Source organism: Stappia sp. 28M-7 (genome assembly GCF_014252955.1).
Taxonomy (GTDB): Bacteria; Pseudomonadota; Alphaproteobacteria; order Rhizobiales; family Stappiaceae; genus Stappia.
The window spans coordinates 2,107,108-2,128,823 of the sequence record NZ_JACMIA010000001.1 but is presented as its reverse complement, the minus strand read 5'-3'; the positions used below and the strand labels follow the sequence as shown (position 1 = coordinate 2,128,823).

Sequence of the window (21,716 nt, the reverse complement as noted above, 5' to 3'; positions counted from 1 at the left end):
GGACGCACGGCGCGTGCAAGGCGTCTTTCACCTTCAACAAGTTAGCGGCAATAGGGCGAACGACGCGGCTTGGTGTCGAGATGGAAGTGATCGTTGTGATAGGCGTCCGAGCCGGGCCCGAGCACGGTGGTGAAGGGTCCGCATGCCGCAGCACGCAGCGCTTTCTGGAGCTTCGTCGCAGCGCGCGCATCGCCGCCGGTCTGGCGCGGGGCGACGGCGAACTCCCGCCCGTCCTCCAGAATGAGCCCGCGAATATCGATGGCCCGGCCGAAGGAATGCTCGCTCAGCCGCGCTCCGGCGATGCGGTTGCGGCCCCGGCAATGATAGGAGGCCGCGACGCGGATCTGGGCCACGTCCGAGCCGAGGGTGGAGCTGGCCAGCGGTGCGATGACCTGCGCGGCGAAACGTGCGGCAACGGCCGCCGTTTCGCAGGAGAGCACGGCTTCGGGAACCAGCGCCATGCCGCCGACCGCCGAGACGGAGACCGCGTCCTCGATGCCGCAGGCGCCCGCCCCCGGGACGGGCGGCACCCGCTCGAAGGTGGCGCCGACCCGGCGCAGGGCCTCGATACACCCGGTGACGGCCTCGCTGTCCGGCGCAGGCTTGTCCCCGCTCGCGGGTGCGGAGGCGAAGTGGCTGTTCCCGGCATCGCCCGCCGGGCCGGCGGACGCAAAACCGGGGACAAGCGGCTTGGGGCGCGGCAGGGCCGCGCTGTCTGCGGCACCGGCGACTGCCGGTTTGTGCGCCGGGATATCCTCTGCCTGTCCCCGCCCGTCCTGCGCGGGGGCGGCCTGGTAGGGTCTTGGCTGCGGCAACGGCGCCTTGGCGCCGACCCCGGAGGCCGTCATGGCGAGCAGCAGAGCGGCGGCAAATGCAATCCCCCCTCGCCTCGCCCTGCAACAAGCGTATAGGCTTGCGGGCAACGAGGTCGGCGCCGCCTGCCCGAAAAACGGATGATCCACGGGAGACGTCGTGTTCAAGAGCCTTTCCCTGCTTCGGTTGCAGCGCATGGTTAGGGGCTTCCTTTTCGTGCCGGCCGTCCTGGCATTATGTGGCCTGCTGCTGGCCGGTCTTGCGGTCTCCATCGACCGCACGGATATCGTCGATCCCGTCTTCGAGGCGCTGCCCTTCCTCAACATCTCCGCGAGCGGCGCCCGGTCCGTCCTGGGCACAATCGCCGGGGCGATGATGACGGTGATCAGCCTAGTCTATTCCCTCACCCTGGTCGTTTTCACGCTGGCGGCGGGCAATATCGGACCACGGCTGCTGGAAACCTTTACCGCCAATCGTGTCAATCAATCGACCATCGGCCTGCTCGGTGCCACTTTCCTCTATTCCCTCTTTGTCCTCTATGTGGTGGGCGACGAGGAAGTGCCTCGCCTGTCCGTCGCGATCGCCATCGCGCTCGCCACCACCAGCTTCTTCTGGGTCGTGTATTTCGTGCATGACACGGCCCGCCGGGTGATGGTGGATAACGAGATCGCCCGCACTCAGCGCTCGCTGCGCTCGGCCATCGACCGGCTGCTCGCCGACGAGCCGAAGGAGGAGCCGGACGACCGCAACGCCATTCCGCAAGGCGAGGGAGAGCCGGTCCTGGCGCGCTCGTCCGGCTATGTCACCGCCGTTCAGGCGGAGGCCCTGTTGCGGCATGCGGTGGAGGAAGACGGCTTCGTGCAGGTGGTGGCGCGGCCCGGCCATTTCATCATTGCCGGCACGCCGATTGCGATCCTTCACCGGGTCGACGGCAAGGAAAAGGCGCTGGCGGAGGCGGTGCACCGCTCGGTGCTGCTGGCCGATGCCCGCTCCGCCGACGGGGACATCCTCTTCAACGTCCACCTCAATGTCGAGATCGCGCTGCGGGCGCTGTCGCCGGGCATCAACGATTCCTATACGGCAATCAGTGCCTTGGACCAGCTGTCCGCCTCGCTGGCGATCATCCTGCAACGCGGCGCGCCGTCCTCGCTGATCTGCGACAAGGAGGGCAAGCCGCGAGTTTGGCTGGAGCTGATCGAGGTGAAGGAGATCGTCGGCACGGCGCTGCATCCGATGCGGCGCGCCTCCAGCGGCAATGTCATGGTGGCGCTGCGCCTCATCCAGGCCATCGGCCGCATGGCCCAGGTCTCGCGCGGCGACCACGCCGCAATCCTGCGCACGCATCTGCGCCTCATCGCAGCCGACACCAACATGGCCGTGCGCAACCGCGACGACCGGGCGGAAGTGGCGCACGAGCTCTACAAGGCGCATCGCAACCTGACGGCCGCGGACGGGCGGTACTGACATCGCCCCGCCCGCACCGACGAGACGGGGACAAGCCCTTCAAAAGCGAATGCCCGGACGGTGGTCCCGCCCGGGCATATCCGGCCTGAAATGCCTTGAGACGAATTTTGCGAAATTCCGTATCGAAATCGCCGAATTTCGAGAATGGCGTCTCAAGATCACTCGTATTCGATCGGCACCGTAAAGGCCCAGCTCTTGCGGCGAGCCTCCGGCGGGATGTTGGGGAACGGCTGAGCCCGCTGCACCGTCTTCAACGCCGCCTTGTCGATGATCTCGTTGCCCGAACTCTGTATCAGGCGCACGCCGGCGAGCCCGCCATTGCTGGCGACGACGAAAGATACCACCGCTTTTCCACGCATCCGACCGACCCTGCCGCGACGCCTTGCACGCTCGATCCGGCTGTGTATCGCATCCTGATACCTGGAGGCGTCGGCATTGCCGAACTCCTTCGACTTGCCGATGCGCTGTGCGCCGCCCTTGTTGGCCGTAGCGCTCGAGTTGCCGCCATGGCCGCTGGTGGTCTTCTTCGAGCGGACGCTTGCGGCCTTCTCCTTCTGACGCTTGACGGTATCGGCCTTGCGGGCCGGCGCTTCGCGTCGGACCTCGGCGATCTTCAGGTCCTTGGGCCTGGCCTGCGGCATGGGCACGGCGGCGGCCGCCTCGAGCCGCTCGGTCGAGGGAACGGGCTGCGCCTCGACCGGCGAGACGCTGGCCTGGACGGGGGCAGCCTCGGGAACCTCGGTCGCGGTCTCGACGGCGGTGGGCACGGCCGTTGCGACAATGCCGGGAGCAAGGGCCGCCATCTCCATCGGCTTCGCCTCGACGGTTTCGCTCACCTGCGGCGTGGGCTCGGCCTGCGGCTGGACCGCCTCGACCACCTCTTCCGGCGGCACGGTCTCGCTGTGCGGGACCTCCGGCGCGGTCGCCTCCTCGCTCAAGGATTCCTCCAGCGCCGTGGCGTGCTCCACCGGCTTTTCGCCTTCCGGCGCGTCGATGGGGGTCACCACCTCCGAGGTCTCGCTGTTGACCTCGGTGTGCTCGCCGTCGGCGCCGGCCTGCAGCGCGTCGACGAAGGCATCGCCGAGTTCGGCCGACAGGACGGTGCCACCGCCCTCGATCTGGACCCCGGAACTCTCGTGCATGATGACGGCGACCGCCGAAGCGTGAACCGCCGTCGAGATCATGAGAGCCGCTGCCACATGATGCGGTCTCAGCTTCATCACTCAGCTCCCCTGGTTACGAGCGATACCTTGCCGGCGCCGGCCCGGTACAACTGGTCTGCGATCTCCAGCATGCGCGCGGCATCGAGATCGCGGTCGACGGCCAGCAACACGTTGGGGCCGCCATTGCCGGCATCCTCGCCGGGCGCAGTCACGCCGTCGGCCGTGAGGGGCGCTTGCGCCTCCCCCATGGCCCCAAGCGCCGCGAGATAGGCGGGGATCTCGACCGGCTGACCGCGATGGGACAGGCGCCCCTCGCTGTCGGCGAACAACGCATCGGGCGGGGCCAGCGGCGGCGCCTCGGTCGTATCGACAAGCGTGACGTCCGGGTCGACCGGCGGGGCCAGCTGGCCAGCGATGAGGAAGAAGATCAGCATCAGGAAGACGATGTTGATCAGCGAGATGGTGCTTTCCGCCTGACGCTTGGGCGGCTTCTGGCGAACCTTGATCATTTCGGCCTCGCCACGATCACCTTGAGCTCGCCACCGCCGCGCAGCAGCTCGAGCGCGCTCACCAGATCCTGGGCGCGGGCGCCCTCGCGCGGGACGAGAAGCGCGGTCTTCGCCCCGGCCTCGACGAGCGCGGAAACGGCAGTGCCCGGTGCTTCAGGATCGATGAGGGTGCCGTTCACGGTGAGGCCGTTCGCATCAACGGTCGCGAAGATGTCCGGCCGGGTGACGGCCCCGCCCGTGCCGCCGCCGGGCGCCGCCAGATCGACCTGCGCGAAGCGCGTGAAGGTCGAGGACAGCATGAAGAACAGCAGCAAGAGGAAGATCACGTCGATCAGCGATGTCAGCGACAGCCGGCGCCGGCGCGGACTGGCAAAGTCAATGCGCATTGGCCACCTGTTCGTAGCCCCCCGCCTCGACCTCTTCAAAGGTCGCGCGGGCACCGCCGCGCGCCTGCTCCAGCAGCACGGCGGAGGCAAGCGTCTCGATGGCGACCTTCTCGTTCTCGATCTGGCCTTCCAGATAGGTGACGACGAGCGAGACCGGCATGGCGACGGCAAGGCCGACAGCGGTGGTCAGCAGCGCCACCCAGATGCCGCCGGCAAGCAGCGACGGATCGACCGCATTGCCCGCCGACTGGAGCTTCTGGAACGCCTCGATCATGCCGAGCACGGTGCCGAACAGGCCGAGCAGCGGCGCGATCTGGGCGATGGCGTCGAGCGCCTTCATGCCGGCATTGTAGCGGTGCAGGCGGCGGGTCGCGGCGCGGGCGATGTCTTCCTCCACCAGCGCCTTGTCGACGGCAGCGCCGCCCTCGCCCGACTGCATGGCGATGGCGACGGCCTCCTCCGAGGCGCTGCGGATGTCGCCGAGCGCCTGCCATGCCTCGCGGCGGCGACCATGGCCCCACAGGCGCACGGCCGCCTCGGCCCGGCCGGGACGGCCGACCCGCTGCGTCCAGAACTGCACGAGCTTCAGAATCACCACAGTCAGGGCGATCACGGACAGGCCGGCGAGCACGGCGACGACGGGGCCGCCGAGCTCCAGGAAGCCCGAGATCGAGGCGAGAATGTCGGCGAAAGACATGGGTGCGTTCCTAACAGCTCATGAAGTTCCGGGGCCGTTCGGCCCGTGTAGCTCTCTTGGCCTGAGGCCGATCGGGTTTCAGCCTAGCGGCCGAGGGGTATTTCGGCCCGGCTGGCGAGCGACAGCTGCGCCTGGCAATGGGCCGCAGCACCGCCCTCGCCGCACTGAGCCGGACCGTTGACGAGGATGCGGCCAAGCTTGCCGCAGGCGACGCCCGCCAGATCGAACTGGCGAACCGAGGTCTTTTCCGGCGCGAGCGCACCGAAGTCAAAGGTGGTCAGCCGGTCGACGAGCCCGTCGCTGTCGAAGAGCACAAACTCGAATCGCGGCTGCGGCACCTCGCCGCCCGTCGCATTGCGCACAACGAAGGTAAGGCGGCACCCGCCGCCGCCATTGTCCGCAACCCGGTTCAGCTCGATGTGAAGGCCGGACACGGAAGCCGCCTCGGGCGAAGCCTCCTCCGCCGCCCGCGCCTGACCGGCCCACAGGGCCGCGGCGGTCAAAGCCGCCGCAGCCACGATTTCAAGTCTGCGTCCCATTCGTTTCTCCCATGCGCCTTACCATCCAAGGGTCTTGGCCAGAGTCAACTTGAACGTGCGTCCCTTGCCGTCATCGCCGGCGAGGTTGTTGCGATACTGCTTGTCGAAAAGGTTCTCCACCGCACCGCGGACCTCGAAACCGGCCATCATGCCCTCGTCCGGCTTCCAGTCGGCGAACAGGTCATGCACCGCATAGCCGCCGAAGCCGCCCGCCCGCGCAGTGGCGCCGGTGCCGATGGAGCCGGCGAACAGACCACGCCAGCCGAAGGACAGGTCGTAGTCCGGCAGGCGGCCGCCGAGCGTCACAGCCAGCGTGTCGGCCGGAATGGTGGTCAGCGTGGCGCCGGTCGACTTGTCTTCGCCGTGGATGTGGCTGAAGGCCAGGCTGCCGAAGAAGAACTCGGAGTCGTACGAGGCCTCGACCTCGACGCCCATGATCTCGGCGGCGTTGATGTTGACGTAGTACGAGACCGGGGTCGCCTGACCGCGTGCCGGGTTCGGCGCGATCATGTCCTTCAGGTCGTTGTAGAAACCGGTGGTCTTGACCTGCAGGCCGTCGCCGGAGGTGAACAGGTCGAACGCCTGCATGGTGAAGCCGATCTCGACCGCGTTCGAGCTTTCCTTGGTCAGGTTCGGGCTGACTGTCCGTCCGCCCGGATAGCTGGTGTCCGGCACGTTGGTCGAATAGAGCTCGTCCAGCGTCGGCACGCGCTCGGTATGGGCGAGCGAGCCGAACAGCGAGAACGTGTCGTTCAGCTTGTACATGACCGCGAGCTTGGGCGAGAACGCCGTCTCGTGCCGCTGGCTGCCGCCGATGACGCTGCTGGAAGGATCCAGATTGACGAAGTCGACGCGCACGCCCGGAATGAGGGTCAGCCGGTCGTTCCAGATGAACTCGTTCTGCGCGAAGAAGCCGGCCTTGGTGTCCGTGCCCTCGGGGTGGAACGAGACCTTGCCGAACACGGTGTCGCCGACACGCTCCTGGTAGCTGAGCTGCGTGCCGAAGGTGAAGTAGTTGCGGATGTTCTCGCCTTCGTAGTCGAAGGTGTTCTCCAGCCGGCCCGACCAGGTGCGGTAGCCGTATTCGCTGTCGAAGAACAACGGCGAGGGAATCGGCGCCGAGGCGTTGCTCTGGTTCACCTTGGTGTCCGAGAAGGACAGGTTCAGCTTGAGATCGAGCCAGGGATTGTCGCTGGCCGGGTTCTCGTAGGCGAAGACGACGGTCTGGTCGAGGATCTCGCGGTCGATGGTGCCGAAGGGCAGCGTGCCGGTCTGCGAGTAGGCCGTGTCGTCCGCATCGCTCTGCCAACGCTCGTAGGACAGGCGGACCGACTGCTCGTTGTTGTCGCCGAAGCGGTGGACGATCTTGGCAAGGCCGGAGAAGGACTCGAAGTCCGAGCCGGGGATCGGCTGGCCGAGGCCGTTCTCGTACTCGCCGGAGCGGCGGAAGTTGCCGTTGAGCAGCATCGAGGTCTGGTCGGAGAAGGCATAGGCCGCGGTGACGGACGCCATGGCGCCGTCCTTGTTGGAATCGTACATCGTCTTGAGACGTACGGCGGCAGTCTGGCCCGGCTTGATGAAGTCTTCCGGATCCTTGGTCTGGAAGTTGATCACGCCACCGATGGCGCCTGCCCCGTAGAGCGTCGAGGACGCCGGGCCGCGCAGCACTTCGACCTGCTTGTAGAGCTCGGGATCGGAGAAGAACGAGCCCATGCGGTACTGCTCGTAGAACTTCACCGCGCCGTCGACCGCGACGATGATCTTCGATTCGTCCGACGAGCCGAGATCGCCGATGCCGCGGATGTTGAAGGACTGGCCGCCGATACGGTCGCTGCCGACGATGGTGACGCCCGGCACCTGGCGGAACAGCTCGCCGATGGTCGTCGCCTGCTCGGCATCGATGCTTTCCTGATCGAGGACGGTCACCGCCTGCGGCGTGTCGATCGCCACCTTCTCGGCGCCTGCGCCGACGACGACGCGCTGCAGCATGGTCGCGCGACCGGTGTCGCCCTCCGCCGCAACGTCCTGCGCCAAGGCGCCCGAAACCCCGCTCAGCGCGCAAAATGCCACGCCGCTCATCAGGACAGCGGCCCTGCCCGCCACCGTCCTTTCAGTCCTGTACGAGCCTGCCAGCCCCATTTGACATCTCCAATCGTGCTCGATCGCTCGCTGGCATGCGCTTGCTTGCTCGTCGAATGTTGATAAAACTTGAGAAACTTGCTCAGGTATTGATGTCGTTACAAAACATGAGTAATTGAGTCAAGTATGAGATCGGCGATCCGATCACAGGCAACCCGTTCGGCACCTTAGCCAGCACAGCCTTTCCACCGGAAAACCGCGGTGGCGCGCAGAGCCGCGCCGGACCCGGAGCCTTCCGGGAAAGGTGCAAGCCCAGGTCGAACACGACCGGCCCGTATGGGCGCGAGACCGCCAGGCGCGGATCGCGGCACGGCCGCTTGCAACAAGGTGACCCCATGACTCGCGAAACTACCGATTACGAACACGTCCGCCGCATGCGCGCCGAGAACCCCAAGATGCGCGAGCGCGACCTCGCCCGCATGCTGGAGCTGAGCGAGGCGGAATTCGTCTCCGCCTTCTGCGGGCTGGGCGTCAGCCGCATCGAGATCCGCTTCGACGAGATCTTCAAGGGTCTGGGCGGCGTCGGCGAAGTCATGGCGCTGACCCGCAACGAGAGCGCGGTGCACGAGAAGATCGGCGTCTACGACCGCTTCGTGCCCGGCAAGCGCGCCGCAATGATGCTGGGCGCGGACATCGACACGCGCATGTTCCCGACCGTGTGGGTGCACGGCTTTGCCGTCGCCAAGACCGGCGAGGACGGCGTGGAGCGGCACAGCCTGCAGTTCTTCGACGCCCATGGCGATGCGGTGCACAAGGTGCATACGCGCCCCGGCACCGACATGGCGGCCTGGAACGCGCTGGTGGAGAGCCTGCTGGCCGACGATCAGGAGCCGGGTCTTCTGAGCGAGGTGACGCCGGCCGAGATCTCCGCGCGGCCCGCGCTGGAGCGCGACAAGGAAGACGCGCTGCGCGAGCGCTGGCAGGCGCTGACCGACACGCACCAGTTCCACGGAATGCTGCGCGACCTCGACCTGCACCGGCTGAACGCGCTGAATCTTGCCGGCGACGACTATGCCTGGCCGCTGGCCGAGGGCGCGGTGCCGCAAATGATGCAGGCGGCGGCCGACAGCGGCCAGCCGATCATGTGCTTCGTCGGCAATCGCGGCTGCATCCAGATCCATTCCGGACCCATCGCCAAGATCGCGCCGATGGGCCCCTGGATCAACGTGATGGATCCCGGTTTTCACCTGCACCTGCGCACCGACCACATCACCGAGGCCTGGGCCGTGCGCAAGCCGACCAGCGACGGCCATGTGACCTCCATCGAGGCCTATGACGCCGACGGCACGCTGATCATCCAGTTCTTCGGCGTGCGCAAGGAAGGCAAGGTCGAGCGCACCGACTGGCGCGAGCTGGTCGAGGGGCTGGCGCGCCCTGAGACCGTCGCCGCCGAGTGAAACACGACAAGCCTGGACGGATCATGACCCTTCTTTCCCAACGGCCGCTCGGCCGCGCGCTTCGCCGCATCGCGCTTGCGGCGGTGCTCACCCTGCCCGCCTCCCCGGCCTTTGCCGAAGAGGCCGGAGACATCTCGGGCGCGCAGCGCATCGTCTCCATCGGCGGCTCGGTCACCGAGATCGTCTATGCGCTCGGCGAGGAAGGCCGGCTGGTGGCGCGCGACTCCACCAGCGGCTTCCCGGACGCGGCCACCGAGCTGCCCGATGTCGGCTACATGCGCGCGCTTTCGCCCGAGGGCGTGCTGTCCGTGCGGCCCGACGCCATCCTGATGCTGGAAGGCAGCGGCCCGCCGGAGGCGCTCGCCGTGCTGCGCGAGGCCGGCGTGCCCTACGTCGCAGTGCCCGAGACCTTCGACCGCGCCGGCATTCTCGGCAAGATCGAGAAGGTGGGCGAGGCGATCGGCGCGGGCGACAAGGCGGCGAAGCTCGCCGAGCAGGTGGGCGCGGAACTGGACGCGGCGGTGGCTGAAGCGAAGGCGCGCGGGCGCGATGCGCGCGTGCTCTTCATCCTGTCGATGAACGGCGGGCGGATCCTCGCTTCCGGAACGGGCACGGCCGCCAACGGCATCATCGAGATGGCCGGCGCGACCAACGCCATGGGCGTGTTCGAGGGCTACAAGCAGATCAACGACGAAGCGCTGATCGCCGCTGCCCCCGACGTGATCCTGATGATCAGCCGCGGCGAAGGCCACACCGCCTCCGCCGAGCAGGTGTTCGCCAATGCCGCGCTGGCCCAGACGCCGGCCGGGCAGAACAAGCGGCTGATCCAGATGGACGGCCTCTACCTGATCGGCTTCGGCCCGCGCACCGGCGCTGCCGTGCGCGACCTGTCGGCGGAGCTGGCCGACATGGGCCTGTAGAAGGAGGCGCGCCCCGTGAGCCTGACCACCTCGTCCCTGTCCGAACGGCTGCTGCCCGAGCGGGTGGCCGCCCGGGCGCGCCTTGGCGATCGCGAGCCGCTGGCACGGCTGGTGATCGCCGGCCTCGCCGTGCTGCTTGTCGCGGTGATGCTGTTCTCCCTGACCACCGGCGCATTGCAGATCAGCCTGTCGACGGCCATCAACGGGCTGTTCGGCCAGGGCGAGGCGGCCAGTCCTTCGGAGCTGCGCGACCGGATCGTGCTGATGGATGTGCGGCTGCCGCGCGTGCTGCTCGGCGCGCTGATCGGCGCGGCGCTGGCGGTGTCCGGCGCGGTGATGCAGGGCCTGTTCCGCAATCCGCTCGCCGATCCCGGCATCGTCGGCGTGTCGGCCGGCGCAGGGCTGGGCGCCGCCTCGATGATCGTGCTCGGCACCACGACGCTGGCGCCGGTGGTTGCCGTGCTCGGCATCTACGCGCTGCCGCTGGCGGCGTTTCTCGGCGGGCTCGTAACCACCTTCGCGCTCTACCGGATCGGCACGCGCGGCGGCATGACCTCCATCGCGACGATGCTGCTGGCGGGCATCGCGCTGGCGGCGCTGGCGGGGGCTGCCACGGGCCTTCTGGTCTTCGTCGCCGACGACCAGCAGCTGCGCGATCTCAACTTCTGGGGGCTCGGCTCGCTGGCCGGCGCCAACTGGGAGAAGATCCTGGCGGCGGGGCCGATCATCGCGATCGTGCTGGTCGGCGTGCCGTTCCTGGCAAGCGGGCTCAACGCCCTGGTGCTGGGCGAGGCAGCGGCCGGGCATCTGGGCATCCGCGTGCAGCGGCTGAAGCGGATCGCCATCGTCGCGGTGGCGGCGGCGACCGGCGCCTCCGTCGCGGTCAGCGGCGGCATCGGCTTCGTCGGCATCGTCGTGCCGCACCTGCTGCGGCTGACCATCGGCCCGGACCACCGGTTCCTGCTGCCTGCCTGCGCCCTGCTCGGCGGCAGCCTCCTGATCCTCGCCGACACGGTGAGCCGCACCATCGTCGCCCCGGCGGAGCTGCCCATCGGCATTCTCACCGCGCTCGCCGGCGCGCCGTTCTTCCTGTGGATCCTGCTGCGGCGGAAAGGGCTGATCACCTCATGACCACGCCTGCGAACGACACTCTCGAGATCGAGGCGCTGCACGTGTCGCTGGGCGGCACGCCCATCGTCCGCGATGTCTCCTTCGCGGCCAAGGCCGGCCAGGTGACGGTGATCGTCGGGCCGAACGGCTCGGGCAAGAGCACGACGCTGAAGGCGGTGACCGGCGAGCTGCCCCATAGCGGACGGGTGCGGCTCAACGGCGTTGAGGTCGACGACCTGCCGCCGGAGGCGCTGGCCGGCTTGCGCGCGGTGCTGCCGCAGCATGCCAGCCTGACCTTTCCGCTGACGGTCGCCGAAGTGGTGCGGCTCGGCATCCGCCGCGGCGTGCTCCCTGCCGGCTCGCCGCACCGACGCATCGCCGAGGCGCTGGAGCGGGTCGATCTCGACGGCTTTGCCGCGCGCGAGTACCACTCGCTGTCGGGCGGCGAGCAGCAGCGGGTGCAGCTCGCCCGGGTGCTGTGCCAGGTGTGGGAGCCCTGCCCGGACGGGGTGCCGCGCTGGCTGTTCCTCGACGAGCCGATCTCCAGCCTCGATATCCGCCATCAGATCCTGATCATGGATGTCGCGGCCGACTATGCGCGGGCCGGCGGCGGCGTCGTCGCGGTGCTGCACGACCTCAACCTGACGGCGCTTTACGCCGACCATATCCTGGTGATGAAAAGCGGCCGGCTGCTGTCGCAGGGAACACCGAAAGAGGTCATCACCGACCGGCTGGTGTCCGAGGCGTTCGACCACCCGTTGCGGGTGTCGGCGGTACCGGCGGGCGAGATTCCCTTCATCCTGCCGCAGGCGGCGGGACCGGCCGCGGCGGTGCGCTGAGGCCCCGCCTCAGGCAGCAGCCAGACATTCCTGCCTGTCTTAGGCAGCAGCCAGACAGGTTGCGCAGGTGCCGCGCAGCTCCACCGTCGACTTGCGCACGACGAACCCGTCCTTGCCGGCAAGATCGCGCAGGTGGTGGGCAAGATGCGCGTCGTTGAGCTCGCGGACCTGTCCGCAGGTCTCGCAGATGGCGAAGGCGGCGGTCTCGTGGCCCTCGCAGTCGGGATGGCGGCAGGCGACGAAGGCGTTGAGGCTTTCCAGCCGGTGCACGGCGCCCATTTCCACCAGCTTGTCGAGCGCGCGATAGACCTGCGGCGGAGCGCGGAAGCCCTCCTCGCGCAGCTGGTCGAGGATGGTGTAGGCGCTCAAGGGCGCGCCGGCGCGCTCCAGTGCCGACAGGACCAGCGTCTGGTTGCGGGTCAGGCCGGACAGGGTTTCTCCGCTCATCGACTGGTCCTCATCACTTGGCTTCCCCCGGGCGCGAGCCCTTTTCATCCCGGCCGAACAGCTTCGGCAGCTTCTCGGCGAAGGGCGACAGGCTGGCGAGAAACAGCACCAGCGCCGCAACGACGATGGACGGCCCCGACGGCGTATCCCACTCCAGCGAGGCGAACAAGCCGCCGACCACCGCAATAGCCCCGACAAGGGCCGCGATGACGGCCATCTGCTCCGGCCCGCCGGACAGTCGGCGCGCGGTGGCCGCGGGAATAATCAGCATCGCCGTGATCAGCAGAACGCCGACGATCTTCATCGAGATGGCGATGACGGTCGCCAGCAGGATCATGAATATCAGGTTGGCCCGGTCGGGGCGCAAGCCCTCTGCCTCGGCCAGCTCGCGGCTGATCGTCGCCGCAAAGAGCGGCGTCCAGATCATCACCAGCACGGCCAGCACCGCGGCGCCGCCGACATAGACGGCGAGAATGTCGAACTTCGACACGGCGAGAATGTCGCCGAAGAGGAAACCCATCAGGTCGATGCGCACCCAGCTCATGAAGGCGAGCGCGACGAGGCCGAGCGCCAGCGAGGAATGGGCGAGCAGGCCGAGCAACGCGTCCGAGGACAGCGAAGCCCGCCGCTGCAGGCCGAGCAGCGCCAGCGAGACCATCACCGAGACGGCGAAGACCGACAGCGTGATGTTGACCTGCATCAGGAAGGCGAGCGCCACGCCGAGGAGCGCGGCATGCGAAAGCGTGTCGCCGAAATAGGCGAGCCGCCGCCACACGACGAAGCAGCCGAGCGGCCCGGCAACGAGGGCGACGCCGACGCCGGCGATCAGGGCGCGCAGGAAAAAGTCGTCAAGCATGGCGCCCTCCGGCCGGGGATGCGGCAGCGCCCCCTGCCCCGTGATCATGGTCGTGATCATGATCGTGGTGGTGATGATCGTGGTCGTGGTGGTGGTGACCGTCGTCCGGATGGCAATGCGTGGTGATGCTGCCGTCGGCATGCAGCACCCGCCCGTCCTCCAGATGGGTGTGGTCGTGATTGTGCTCGTAGACGGCGAGCGTCGCATCGGCGCGGGCGCCGAACAGCTGCTTGTAGGCCTCGCTGGAGGCGACCGCCGTCGGCGCGCCCTGGCAGCAGACATGGCCGTTGAGGCAGACGACATGGTCGGTCGCCGCCATCACCACATGCAGGTCGTGCGAGATCAGCAGGATGCCGCAGCCGATGTCGTCGCGGATGCGGCGGATGAGATCGTAAAGGGCGACCTCGCCGGAAAAGTCGACGCCCTGCACCGGCTCGTCGAGGACGAGAAGGTCGGGCTTTCTGGCCATGGCGCGGGCCAGCAGCGCGCGCTGGAATTCGCCGCCGGAGAGATTGCGCATCTCGGCGCGGCCTAGATGCGGAATGCCGGTCGCCTCCAGCACGCGATCGGTCTCGCGCGAGGAAATGCGGCCGGTGAGCGAGAGGAACCGCTCGACGGTGAGCGGCAACGTCCAGTCGATGCTGAGCTTCTGCGGCACATAGCCGACGGCAAGGCCGGGGCAGCGCTCCGCCTGGCCCTCGCTCGGAGCGATGAGCCCGAGCGCGGTCTTGGCCGTGGTGGATTTGCCCGAGCCGTTCGGCCCGATCAAGGTGACGATCTCGCCCCGGCGCACGGCGAGATCGACGCCGCGCACCAGCCAGCGCCCGTCGCGGTACACGCCGGCACCTGTGAGGCGGACGAGATCCTCGCCGGCGGGCCTCGTTGTGGTCGTCAACATGAAGCTGGATCCTGATTCACGCAGCCATCCTCCAACGCCCCCGCGCGGTGGGCAAGTCCGCCCCGTATCGCAATGCGGGAGATTTTTCGGCAGAGGTCCAACAGGGGGCTTGCCCGCCTGTATCTCACACGTTATAGCGTAACGCAACAATGTAATCTTATAACATGTCAGCCGATACGGAGACGATCATGACGCTTGCCCGCACACTGCTGCTGTCCGCCTCGCTGCTGGTTGCGACGAGTGCCGCAGGGCATGCCGCACCAAAGGTGGTGGCCTCGATCAAGCCGGTCCATTCGCTCGTGGCCTCGGTGATGCAGGGCATCGGCGAACCGCAGCTGATCATCGAGGGCGCCGGATCGCCGCACACCTACAGCCTGCGCCCCTCGCAGGCGCGGGCGCTGCAGGATGCCGACCTGATCTTCTGGATCGGCCACGAGCTGGAAGCCTTCCTGGAAAAGCCGGTCGAGACCATCGGCACCGGCGCGAAGTCCGTCGAGCTGATCGACGCGCACGGCCTCGTCAAGCTCCCCTTCCGCGAGGGCGGCGCGTTCGAGGCGCATGATCATGGGGACCATGGGGGCGAGCATGGGGGCGAGCACGGGCATGCCGACCATGACGAGGACAAGCACGACGACCATGCGGGCCACGATCATGACGAGAAGCACGAGACGGCCGAGGCGCATGGTCACGACCATGGAGACGCTGACGGCCACGGGCACGCGCACGGAGCCTTCGACGCGCATATCTGGCTCGACCCGGAAAACGCCAAGGCCATGGTGAACGAGATCGCCGAGGCCCTGTCGGAAGCCGACCCGGAAAACGCCGCCGCCTATGAGGCCAATGCGGCAAAGACCGTCGAGCGCATCGAGACGATGCGCGCCGACATCGACGCCCGCCTGACGCCGCTGCGCGGCAAGGGCTTCATCGTCTTCCACGACGGCTACCAGTATTTCGAGAAGCGTTTCGACGTGACCGCCTCGGGCTCGATCACCGTCAGCCCGGAAGTGATGCCGGGTGCAGAGCGGGTCGCCGAGATCAAGGCCCGCATCGGCGAGCTGGGCGCGACCTGCGTCTTCGCCGAACCGCAGTTCGAACCGAAGCTGATCCAGGTGGTGACCGAGGGCACCGCTGCCCGCTCGGGCGTCCTCGATCCGCTGGGCGCGGAACTCGCCGACGGGCCGGACCTCTATTTCGGCCTGATCGACGGACTGGCCAGCTCGATGGAACAGTGCCTTGGCGGCAACGGCTGAGGCTGAGCCTTCCGCAAGGGGATGCCATACCGGTCGAGACGCAGAACTAGGACCCAATGGCACCCTTAGCCGGCATCAGGTGGAATGCCTCTGTCTGGCGTCTTCCCGGACGAGGCCGAAGGCCGACGATCCGGGACCGGCGAGCCGCGGCGGTCTTTGCATAAATCCGGAGCGCACCTCATGCGCCCCCGGCTCTCCGATCCCGGCTCGGCGCCGACGCGCCGTCCGGGATGACGAAGGAGAGGTTTCGGTGTCCTCGCTGCCGCTCTGGGAACGAATGGGCCCCGGATCTCGCGATGCTCGTCCGGGGTGACGGCAGAGAGGATGCGAGGCCGCGCCTCCCTCTTAGGATGTCATCCCGGTCAAGCGAAGCGCAGAACCGGGAACCATTGGCACCCTTGGCGGGCGCCTTGTCGCCCCAACCTCTCATGGCGTCATTCCGGGCAAGCGCAGCGCGACCCGGAACCGGAGAGGCACGGTGTCTGCGGTGGTGTTCGGGAGCGCTGTCGACGGGCTCCCAGCTCTCCGATCCCGGCTCGGCGTTAACGCGCCGTCCGGGATGACGAACCGAGAGGGTGGTGCGCAAAAGCGTGCGCCGTCCGGGACGACAGGCGGGGCGTGGGCGCGCATCGGCGTGTCCTCGTCGCCGCTCTGGCAACCAACAGGCCCCGGGTCGCGCTTCGCGTGCCCCGGGGGAACGGCCGAGAGATTAAATAATCGTGGCGGTTCCGGCCGCCTTTCTTTCGGTCAAGCATTGTTATGTGATAACATCATATCTCAGGAGCTTTCGCGATGGACAATCGCCTGCCCGTTACTGTGCTGTCCGGCTTTCTCGGCGCCGGCAAGACCACCCTGCTCAACCACATCCTCAACAATCGCGAGGGGCTGCGGGTCGCCGTCATCGTCAACGACATGAGCGAGGTGAACATCGACGCCAGCCTGGTGCGCGAGGGTGGCGGCAACGTCTCGCGCACGCAGGAGCGGCTGGTGGAGATGACCAATGGCTGCATCTGCTGCACGCTGCGCGAGGATCTGTTGCGCGAGGTGCAGGCGCTGGCCCGGGAGGGCCGCTTCGACCATCTGGTGATCGAATCCACCGGCATTTCCGAGCCGCTGCCGGTCGCCTCGACCTTCGAATTCCGCGACGAGAACGGCGAGAGCCTGAGCGATGTGGCGCGGCTCGATTCGATGGTGACGGTGGTGGACGGGGCAAATCTGCTGAAGGACTACGGCTCCACCGACTTCCTGACCGAGCGTGGAGAATCGCTCGGCGAGGACGACGAGCGCACCCTGGTCGACCTGCTCGTCGACCAGATCGAGTTTGCCGATACGATCATCCTCAACAAGGTGAGCGATGCCCGGCCGCTGGATCTCGAAGCCGCGCGCCAGATCGTGCGCGCCCTCAACCCGGATGCGGTGATCATGGAGACCGACCGCTCTGCGGTTCCCTTGCGCGACGTGCTCGGCACCGGGCGCTTCGATTTCGACAAGGCGCACGAGCATCCGCTGTGGTTCAAGGAGCTGAACGGCTTTGCCGACCATGTGCCGGAAACGGAGGAATACGGCATCCGCTCCTTCGTCTACCGGGCGCGCCGCCCCTTCGCCCCGCGCGCGCTGAGCCGCTTCGTCAACAAGAGCTGGCCGGGCGTGATCCGCGCCAAGGGCTTCTTCTGGCTGGCGACGCGGCCGCGTTTCGTCGGCGAGATCAGCCAGGCCGGCGCCTTCGTCACCACTGAAAAGCGCGGGCTGTGGTGGTCGGCGGTGCCGCGCCAGCACTGGCCCGAGTCGCCCGAATGGCGGCGGGCGATGGAGCCCTATCTGCACCCCGTGTGGGGCGACCGGCGGCAGGAAATCGTCTTCATCGGCACGAGCGGCATGGACGAGGCGGCGATCCGCGCCGAACTCGACGCGGCGCTGGTCGCCGATACGGGCTTCCATCCGGAGCGCTGGACCGGGCTCGACGACCCCTTCCCCGCCTGGGGCAGCGCCGCGGCGTGAGACGGCGGCGATGGCTTTGGGCGATTGGTCTTGATGCGGTCCCCGTCATCTGCCAGTTTGGCGGCGATGGTTGCCGACGGCCGAACCGCCAGAGGCATGAAAAGGGAACACGGTGAGGCGTACCCATCAGGGGCCGAGACCGTGGCTGCCCCCGCAACTGTAAGCGGCCGGGGCCGACGTCCTTTACCGGACGAATGGCCCAGGTCCAGCCGCACGATGCCACTGCCCGAAGCCGGGCGGGAAGGCGCGGCCGGACCGGACCCGCGAGCCAGGAGACCTGCCATCTCCCGCAACGACGACCGGACGGGGTGTTCCGGGAAGGTAGCCATGACACGCAACGAGTCCATTTTCCGCCCATCCAGGGCCTTTATCCGCAGCCTGCCGAACCTTGCGGGCGAACGTGCGGGGCATCGCCATGGCGCATGACCTGGCGCTCGGCGAACGCCGCATGGACGCAGCTCCCGATACGCGCCGGCACCGCATCACCGTGTGCACCACCTGCCGCGATCCGCAAACGCGCGAACAGCCGGGCAAGGACCTGATCGAGGCCCTGAGCGCCGCACTTGCCGAGGGAGGCCTGGCGCATGTGAGCGTGGCGGGTGCGGCCTGCATGGCCGGCTGCTCGCGCCCCTGCACGGTCGCCTATCAGGCCGACGGCAAGGCGAGCTATCTGTTCGGCGACATCGAGCCGGAACGCGATGTGGAGACGCTTGTCGCCTTCGCCCGGCAATATGGCGAACTCGAAGACGGCTGGTGCTCCTCGCTGCAGCGCCCCGACGGGCTGAAGGGCAAGACGCTGGCGCGCATGCCCGCCCTGCCCGCTTTCGACCCCGGATCGCCGGGCCGGGAGAACGGCGCATGAGCCATCACAGCGGAACCCCGGTGGTGCTGGAGCTGCGCGAGGTCGCCTACCGGCCGCGCGGCGCGGACGCGCTCCTCTCCGACCTGACGCTGCATGTGCATGACGGCGAGATCCTCGTCATTGCCGGGCCGAACGGCGCGGGCAAGTCGACGCTGATCCGGCTGATCGCCGGGCTGAGCGAGCCGACCGGCGGCGAAATGCTGCTCGGCGGCAGGCCATATCGCAATGTGCCGATCACCGAGCGCGCCCGCGTCATCGCCTATGTCGGCCAGAGCGAGGAAAGCGACGACCGGCTGACCGTCTCGCAATACGTCTCGCTCGGCCAGCTGCCGCATCACCGCACCGGCGGGCGCGAGGCCCGCGCCAGGGCAACGCAGGAGGCGCTGACGCTGGCCGACCTGACGCGCTTTTCCGACCGGCGCATGAGCGAGATTTCCGGCGGCGAGCGCCAGCGGGCGAAGATCGCCCGCGCCATCTGCCAGCGTCCGCGCATCCTGGTCCTGGACGAGCCGACGAACCATCTCGATCCGCTGGCGCGCGGCGAGCTGCTCAGCCTCGTCTCCGGCCTCGGCATCACCGTGGTCGCGGCCTTACACGACCTGACCCTGATCGAGGCCTTCGCCAGCCATGTGGCGCTGATCCAGGGCGGCCGGCTGGTCGCGCACGGCCATCCGGTCGAGGTGCTGTCGAGCGAGCGGGTGCGTGCGGTCTTCAGCGTCGACATGCACCGGATGCAGCATCCGGTGGAGGCCCGCCAGATCAGCGTGCTGGACATCCCCATCGAGGGGCGGTTCGGCACCGGCATCGCCGGCGAGCTTTCAGGATCAGAGCTTTCAGGACCCGAGCGTCCCGCGCCCGGCGCGCCGCATCTGCGTGCGGTGGCGACGCGCGGCTGAGCCGCGCCCTCACCTTTTCCCAGCGTTCCACGGTTTTTCATCCTCACGAGGAGTCTGTCCCCCATGAAGAAGCCCGGCCTCAAGCGCCTTTCCCTGTTCACCGCTGCGATGGCCCTTGCCGCACCGGCCCTCGCCTTTCCCGTCACCGTCGACAATTGCGGGACGCCGCTGACCTTCGAGGCTGCGCCCGAGCGCATCGTGGTGCAGGACATCAACATGAGCGAGATGGCCTTCGCGCTCGGCCTGCAGGACCGGATGGTTGGCGTCAGCGGCATCAGCGGCTGGTACAAGACCAGCGAGGAGTTCGAGCGCAAGCGCGGCGACATCCCCGAGATCGCGCCGAAATATCCGACGCTGGAAAATCTCGTCGCGGCCGATCCGGACCTGTTCTTCGCCGGCTGGTACTACGGCATGAAGCCGGGCGGCGACGTCACCCCGGACACGCTGGCGCCGCACGGCATCAAGACGCTGATCCTCACCGAGAGCTGCATCCATCTGGACAAGGCGCGACCCGCCGCCTCGCTCGACCTGCTCTATGGCGACATGCTGCGGCTCGGCACCATCTTCGGCAAGGAGGCCGAGGCGCAGGCGCTGGTCGACGGCTGGAAGGCACGGATGGCGGAGCTGGCCGAGCGCATCGGCGAGAACCGCGAGCTGAAGGTGTTCCTCTACGATTCCGGCGAGGACAAGCCCTTCACCGCCGGCCGCTTCGCCATGCCGACGGCGATGATCGAGGCGGCCGGCGGGCGCAACGTCACCGCCGACATGGAGACCAGCTGGGGCACCACCTCGTGGGAGGCGGTGGCGGCAGCCGACCCGCAGTTCATCATCCTGCTCGACTACCAGGACGGCGGCGGGGCGGACAAGCTGCGCGCCTTCCTGGAAGCGCACCCTGTGATGAGCCAGACCGACGCTGTGAAGAACGCCCGCTATCTGCCTCTGCGCTATGAGGAACTGACGCCGGGGCCGGCGAATGTCGAGGGCATCGAGCGGCTCGCCCGGGCCATGCATCCGGAGGCGTTCTGAGCCATGCGGCTGGCGCTGGTCCTGGCGGTTAGCCTGCTGGCGGTCATCGCGCTGCTGGTGGCCGCCGTTGCCATCGGCTCGACGCCGCTGCCCGTGCGCGCGGTGATCGACGCGCTCGCCGGCGGCGACGGGCCGACGGCGCGCATCGTCATGGACCTGCGCCTGCCGCGCGCGCTGCTGGCGCTGCTGGTCGGGGCCGGGCTCGGCACGGTCGGCTGCCTGTTGCAGACGACGACGCGCAACGACCTGGCCGATCCGTTCCTGTTCGGCCTGTCCTCGGGCGCGGCCGCCGGGGCAGTGCTGGTGATCACCGTCACCGGCGACCTGCTCGGCCTGTGGACGCTGCCGCTCGCCGCCTTTGCCGGCGGCATGGCGGCCTCGGTCATCGTGCTGGCGCTGATCGCCCGGCTCGGCGACCGGGGACCGGCGCGGCTCGTGCTGGCGGGGCTCGCGGTCTCGTTCCTGTTCATGGCGCTGACCAACTATCTGGTCTTTGCCGGCGACCAGCGGGCCGCCCATTCCGTGCTGTTCTGGACGCTGGGGGGCCTTGGCCTCGCCCGCTGGGACCTGTTGCCGATCGCGGCGGTCGGCCTTGCCGCGATCCTTGCCTTCGCCTTCGTCCGCCACCGCAATTTCGACGCGCTGCTGGCCGGCGAGGATACCGCGCGCACGCTCGGCGTCGACGTGGTGGCGCTGCGCCGCACGACGTTTCTGGTGTGCGCCTTCGCGACTGCCGCCTTCGTATCGATCAGCGGCGTGATCGGCTTCGTCGGGCTGATGGTGCCGCATATCGCGCGCGCGCTCGCCGGGCCGATGCACGGGCGCTTCGTGCCGGTGGCCGCGCTAACCGGTGCCGGGCTGCTCCTGATCAGCGACATTGCCGCGCGCACCCTGCTGGCGCCGCAGGAACTGCCCATCGGCATCGTCACCACATCGCTGGGGGCCGTCTTCGTGCTCGCCCTGCTGACCCGCGAGCCGCGAGGCTGAGCTGCCCCGCCCGCCTCAGCGCCGGAAAACTCAACCGGGCACGCAGGAGGTCACCTTCTTCAGGCAGCGCAGCGAGAAGCTGGACTTGGAATGGCGCAGGCCCGGGATCGGGAACAGCCGCTCGCGCAGGAACTCTTCAACGCCCTTGGTGCCGCTCGCCGCGACCTTGACGAAATAATCGCAGTCGCCGGCCATCAGGTAGACCTCCAGCACCTCCGGGATCTCCGCCATCGCCTTGCCGAAGCCCTCCAGCGCTTCCGGGTCGTGCCGGTCGAGCGAGACCTCGATCAGCACCGTCTCGCCGACGCCGAGCGCCTCGTGATCGAGCACCGCCGTGTAGCCGGAGATCACCCCCTCCTCCTCCAGCCGCCGCACCCGCTGCCAGCACGGGCTCGGCGACAGGCCGACCTCGCGCGCCAGTTCAGTGTTGGACAAACGCCCGTTTGCGACCAGCGCCTTGAGGATGCGACGGTCGATGTCATCAAGCTGTCGCGGCACAACACGTTCCTCCTTCATATCG

The 21,716-nt window shown here is 68.2% G+C and carries 22 protein-coding genes and 1 riboswitch; of the genes, 11 read left to right on the top strand and 11 right to left on the bottom strand.

The window, feature by feature from the left end:
* Positions 1-41 precede the first annotated feature (41 nt).
* Positions 42-848 (bottom strand): extensin family protein, encoded by an 807-nt coding sequence (locus H7H34_RS09250; RefSeq protein ID WP_185925020.1) that lies wholly within the window; start codon positions 846-848, stop codon positions 42-44.
* Between the two features lie 124 nt (positions 849-972).
* Between H7H34_RS09250 and H7H34_RS09245 the strand changes: the two genes are divergently transcribed.
* Positions 973-2,277 carry a DUF2254 domain-containing protein gene (locus tag H7H34_RS09245; RefSeq protein ID WP_208996652.1) on the top strand — a complete coding sequence of 435 codons (1,305 nt, stop codon included), beginning with the start codon at positions 973-975 and terminating at the stop codon, positions 2,275-2,277.
* Positions 2,278-2,435: 158 nt separating this feature from the next.
* Here the strand turns inward: H7H34_RS09245 and H7H34_RS09240 are convergent, their stop codons facing one another.
* The 6 genes from H7H34_RS09240 to H7H34_RS09215 all read right to left on the bottom strand — a co-directional run bounded on the left by H7H34_RS09240 (position 2,436) and on the right by H7H34_RS09215 (position 7,650).
* Positions 2,436-3,497, bottom strand: coding sequence for an energy transducer TonB family protein (locus tag H7H34_RS09240; RefSeq protein ID WP_185925019.1), 1,062 nt, complete (start codon positions 3,495-3,497; stop codon positions 2,436-2,438).
* Complete coding sequence (locus H7H34_RS09235; protein WP_185925018.1) at positions 3,497-3,949, bottom strand: ExbD/TolR family protein; 453 nt, start codon at positions 3,947-3,949, stop codon at positions 3,497-3,499. Before H7H34_RS09235 ends, H7H34_RS09240 begins: the two co-directional genes overlap by 1 nt.
* Positions 3,946-4,335 (bottom strand): biopolymer transporter ExbD, encoded by a 390-nt coding sequence (locus tag H7H34_RS09230; protein WP_185925017.1) that lies wholly within the window; start codon positions 4,333-4,335, stop codon positions 3,946-3,948. Before H7H34_RS09230 ends, H7H34_RS09235 begins: the two co-directional genes overlap by 4 nt.
* Positions 4,325-5,032, bottom strand: coding sequence for a MotA/TolQ/ExbB proton channel family protein (locus tag H7H34_RS09225; protein ID WP_120268150.1), 708 nt, complete (start codon positions 5,030-5,032; stop codon positions 4,325-4,327). Before H7H34_RS09225 ends, H7H34_RS09230 begins: the two co-directional genes overlap by 11 nt.
* Positions 5,033-5,115: 83 nt before the next feature.
* On the bottom strand, positions 5,116-5,571 hold the full coding sequence (locus tag H7H34_RS09220; protein ID WP_120268151.1) for a hypothetical protein: 456 nt from the start codon (positions 5,569-5,571) through the stop codon (positions 5,116-5,118).
* An 18-nt stretch (positions 5,572-5,589) separates the two neighbouring features.
* Complete coding sequence (locus tag H7H34_RS09215) at positions 5,590-7,650, bottom strand: TonB-dependent receptor domain-containing protein (RefSeq protein WP_185925016.1); 2,061 nt, start codon at positions 7,648-7,650, stop codon at positions 5,590-5,592.
* Positions 7,651-8,045: 395 nt separating this feature from the next.
* Here H7H34_RS09215 and H7H34_RS09210 point away from each other — a divergent pair, with 395 nt between their 5' ends.
* Genes H7H34_RS09210 through H7H34_RS09195 form a run of 4 tightly spaced genes read left to right on the top strand, consistent with a single transcriptional unit; the run spans position 8,046 to position 11,976 of the window.
* Positions 8,046-9,107 carry a hemin-degrading factor gene (locus H7H34_RS09210; RefSeq protein ID WP_185925015.1) on the top strand — a complete coding sequence of 354 codons (1,062 nt, stop codon included), beginning with the start codon at positions 8,046-8,048 and terminating at the stop codon, positions 9,105-9,107.
* 23 nt (positions 9,108-9,130) lie between these two features.
* On the top strand, positions 9,131-10,027 hold the full coding sequence (locus H7H34_RS09205; RefSeq protein WP_185925014.1) for a heme/hemin ABC transporter substrate-binding protein: 897 nt from the start codon (positions 9,131-9,133) through the stop codon (positions 10,025-10,027).
* 21 nt (positions 10,028-10,048) lie between these two features.
* Complete coding sequence (locus H7H34_RS09200; protein ID WP_371811453.1) at positions 10,049-11,158, top strand: FecCD family ABC transporter permease; 1,110 nt, start codon at positions 10,049-10,051, stop codon at positions 11,156-11,158.
* Entirely contained in the window at positions 11,155-11,976 is an 822-nt protein-coding gene (locus H7H34_RS09195) for a heme ABC transporter ATP-binding protein (protein ID WP_185925013.1), read from the top strand. Before H7H34_RS09200 ends, H7H34_RS09195 begins: the two co-directional genes overlap by 4 nt.
* Before the next feature lie 39 nt (positions 11,977-12,015).
* Here the strand turns inward: H7H34_RS09195 and H7H34_RS09190 are convergent, their stop codons facing one another.
* From H7H34_RS09190 to H7H34_RS09180, 3 genes are read right to left on the bottom strand one after another with little or no spacing between them, the layout of a single operon-like run.
* Positions 12,016-12,423: a Fur family transcriptional regulator gene (locus tag H7H34_RS09190; protein WP_067222566.1), complete on the bottom strand. Its 408-nt coding sequence runs from the start codon at positions 12,421-12,423 to the stop codon at positions 12,016-12,018.
* Between the two features lie 13 nt (positions 12,424-12,436).
* Positions 12,437-13,279 (bottom strand): metal ABC transporter permease, encoded by an 843-nt coding sequence (locus tag H7H34_RS09185; RefSeq protein WP_067222783.1) that lies wholly within the window; start codon positions 13,277-13,279, stop codon positions 12,437-12,439.
* The gene (locus H7H34_RS09180) at positions 13,272-14,177 is read right to left on the bottom strand and encodes an ATP-binding cassette domain-containing protein (protein WP_185925012.1); all 906 of its coding nucleotides are present in this window, start codon (positions 14,175-14,177) and stop codon (positions 13,272-13,274) included. The genes H7H34_RS09185 and H7H34_RS09180 overlap by 8 nt, the downstream gene beginning before the upstream one ends.
* Positions 14,178-14,365: 188 nt before the next feature.
* Between H7H34_RS09180 and znuA the strand changes: the two genes are divergently transcribed.
* From znuA to H7H34_RS09150, 6 genes are all read left to right on the top strand, one after another.
* Positions 14,366-15,427 (top strand): zinc ABC transporter substrate-binding protein ZnuA, encoded by a 1,062-nt coding sequence (znuA, locus tag H7H34_RS09175; protein ID WP_185925011.1) that lies wholly within the window; start codon positions 14,366-14,368, stop codon positions 15,425-15,427.
* A 792-nt stretch (positions 15,428-16,219) separates the two neighbouring features.
* A complete protein-coding gene (zigA, locus tag H7H34_RS09170; protein ID WP_185925010.1) occupies positions 16,220-17,425 on the top strand; it encodes a zinc metallochaperone GTPase ZigA in 1,206 nt (401 codons plus the stop codon).
* A 50-nt stretch (positions 17,426-17,475) separates the two neighbouring features.
* A riboswitch (cobalamin riboswitch) is annotated at positions 17,476-17,724 on the top strand.
* Positions 17,725-17,840: 116 nt separating this feature from the next.
* Positions 17,841-18,287: a DUF1636 family protein gene (locus H7H34_RS09165; RefSeq protein ID WP_245165019.1), complete on the top strand. Its 447-nt coding sequence runs from the start codon at positions 17,841-17,843 to the stop codon at positions 18,285-18,287.
* Positions 18,284-19,183: an ABC transporter ATP-binding protein gene (locus H7H34_RS09160; RefSeq protein ID WP_185925009.1), complete on the top strand. Its 900-nt coding sequence runs from the start codon at positions 18,284-18,286 to the stop codon at positions 19,181-19,183. The genes H7H34_RS09165 and H7H34_RS09160 overlap by 4 nt, the downstream gene beginning before the upstream one ends.
* A 63-nt stretch (positions 19,184-19,246) precedes the next feature.
* Positions 19,247-20,209: an ABC transporter substrate-binding protein gene (locus tag H7H34_RS09155; RefSeq protein ID WP_185925008.1), complete on the top strand. Its 963-nt coding sequence runs from the start codon at positions 19,247-19,249 to the stop codon at positions 20,207-20,209.
* Positions 20,210-20,212: 3 nt separating this feature from the next.
* Positions 20,213-21,196 carry a FecCD family ABC transporter permease gene (locus H7H34_RS09150; RefSeq protein WP_120268160.1) on the top strand — a complete coding sequence of 328 codons (984 nt, stop codon included), beginning with the start codon at positions 20,213-20,215 and terminating at the stop codon, positions 21,194-21,196.
* A gap of 30 nt (positions 21,197-21,226) precedes the next feature.
* On the opposite strand, the gene H7H34_RS09145 is transcribed toward H7H34_RS09150, so the two are convergent.
* Entirely contained in the window at positions 21,227-21,694 is a 468-nt protein-coding gene (locus H7H34_RS09145; RefSeq protein ID WP_067222781.1) for an Lrp/AsnC family transcriptional regulator, read from the bottom strand.
* Positions 21,695-21,716: the final 22 nt, after the last annotated feature.

Coding starts and splice junctions, on each gene's coding strand:
- H7H34_RS09250 (WP_185925020.1), bottom strand. CDS start 848: ATGACGGCCTCCGGGGTCGGCGCCAAGGCGCCGTTGCCGCAGCCAAGA.
- H7H34_RS09240 (WP_185925019.1), bottom strand. CDS start 3,497: ATGAAGCTGAGACCGCATCATGTGGCAGCGGCTCTCATGATCTCGACG.
- H7H34_RS09235 (WP_185925018.1), bottom strand. CDS start 3,949: ATGATCAAGGTTCGCCAGAAGCCGCCCAAGCGTCAGGCGGAAAGCACC.
- H7H34_RS09230 (WP_185925017.1), bottom strand. CDS start 4,335: ATGCGCATTGACTTTGCCAGTCCGCGCCGGCGCCGGCTGTCGCTGACA.
- H7H34_RS09225 (WP_120268150.1), bottom strand. CDS start 5,032: ATGTCTTTCGCCGACATTCTCGCCTCGATCTCGGGCTTCCTGGAGCTC.
- H7H34_RS09220 (WP_120268151.1), bottom strand. CDS start 5,571: ATGGGACGCAGACTTGAAATCGTGGCTGCGGCGGCTTTGACCGCCGCG.
- H7H34_RS09215 (WP_185925016.1), bottom strand. CDS start 7,650: ATGAGCGGCGTGGCATTTTGCGCGCTGAGCGGGGTTTCGGGCGCCTTG.
- H7H34_RS09210 (WP_185925015.1), top strand. CDS start 8,046: ATGACTCGCGAAACTACCGATTACGAACACGTCCGCCGCATGCGCGCC.
- H7H34_RS09205 (WP_185925014.1), top strand. CDS start 9,131: ATGACCCTTCTTTCCCAACGGCCGCTCGGCCGCGCGCTTCGCCGCATC.
- H7H34_RS09195 (WP_185925013.1), top strand. CDS start 11,155: ATGACCACGCCTGCGAACGACACTCTCGAGATCGAGGCGCTGCACGTG.
- H7H34_RS09190 (WP_067222566.1), bottom strand. CDS start 12,423: ATGAGCGGAGAAACCCTGTCCGGCCTGACCCGCAACCAGACGCTGGTC.
- H7H34_RS09185 (WP_067222783.1), bottom strand. CDS start 13,279: ATGCTTGACGACTTTTTCCTGCGCGCCCTGATCGCCGGCGTCGGCGTC.
- H7H34_RS09180 (WP_185925012.1), bottom strand. CDS start 14,177: ATGTTGACGACCACAACGAGGCCCGCCGGCGAGGATCTCGTCCGCCTC.
- znuA (WP_185925011.1), top strand. CDS start 14,366: ATGACGCTTGCCCGCACACTGCTGCTGTCCGCCTCGCTGCTGGTTGCG.
- zigA (WP_185925010.1), top strand. CDS start 16,220: ATGGACAATCGCCTGCCCGTTACTGTGCTGTCCGGCTTTCTCGGCGCC.
- H7H34_RS09165 (WP_245165019.1), top strand. CDS start 17,841: ATGGCGCATGACCTGGCGCTCGGCGAACGCCGCATGGACGCAGCTCCC.
- H7H34_RS09160 (WP_185925009.1), top strand. CDS start 18,284: ATGAGCCATCACAGCGGAACCCCGGTGGTGCTGGAGCTGCGCGAGGTC.
- H7H34_RS09155 (WP_185925008.1), top strand. CDS start 19,247: ATGAAGAAGCCCGGCCTCAAGCGCCTTTCCCTGTTCACCGCTGCGATG.
- H7H34_RS09150 (WP_120268160.1), top strand. CDS start 20,213: ATGCGGCTGGCGCTGGTCCTGGCGGTTAGCCTGCTGGCGGTCATCGCG.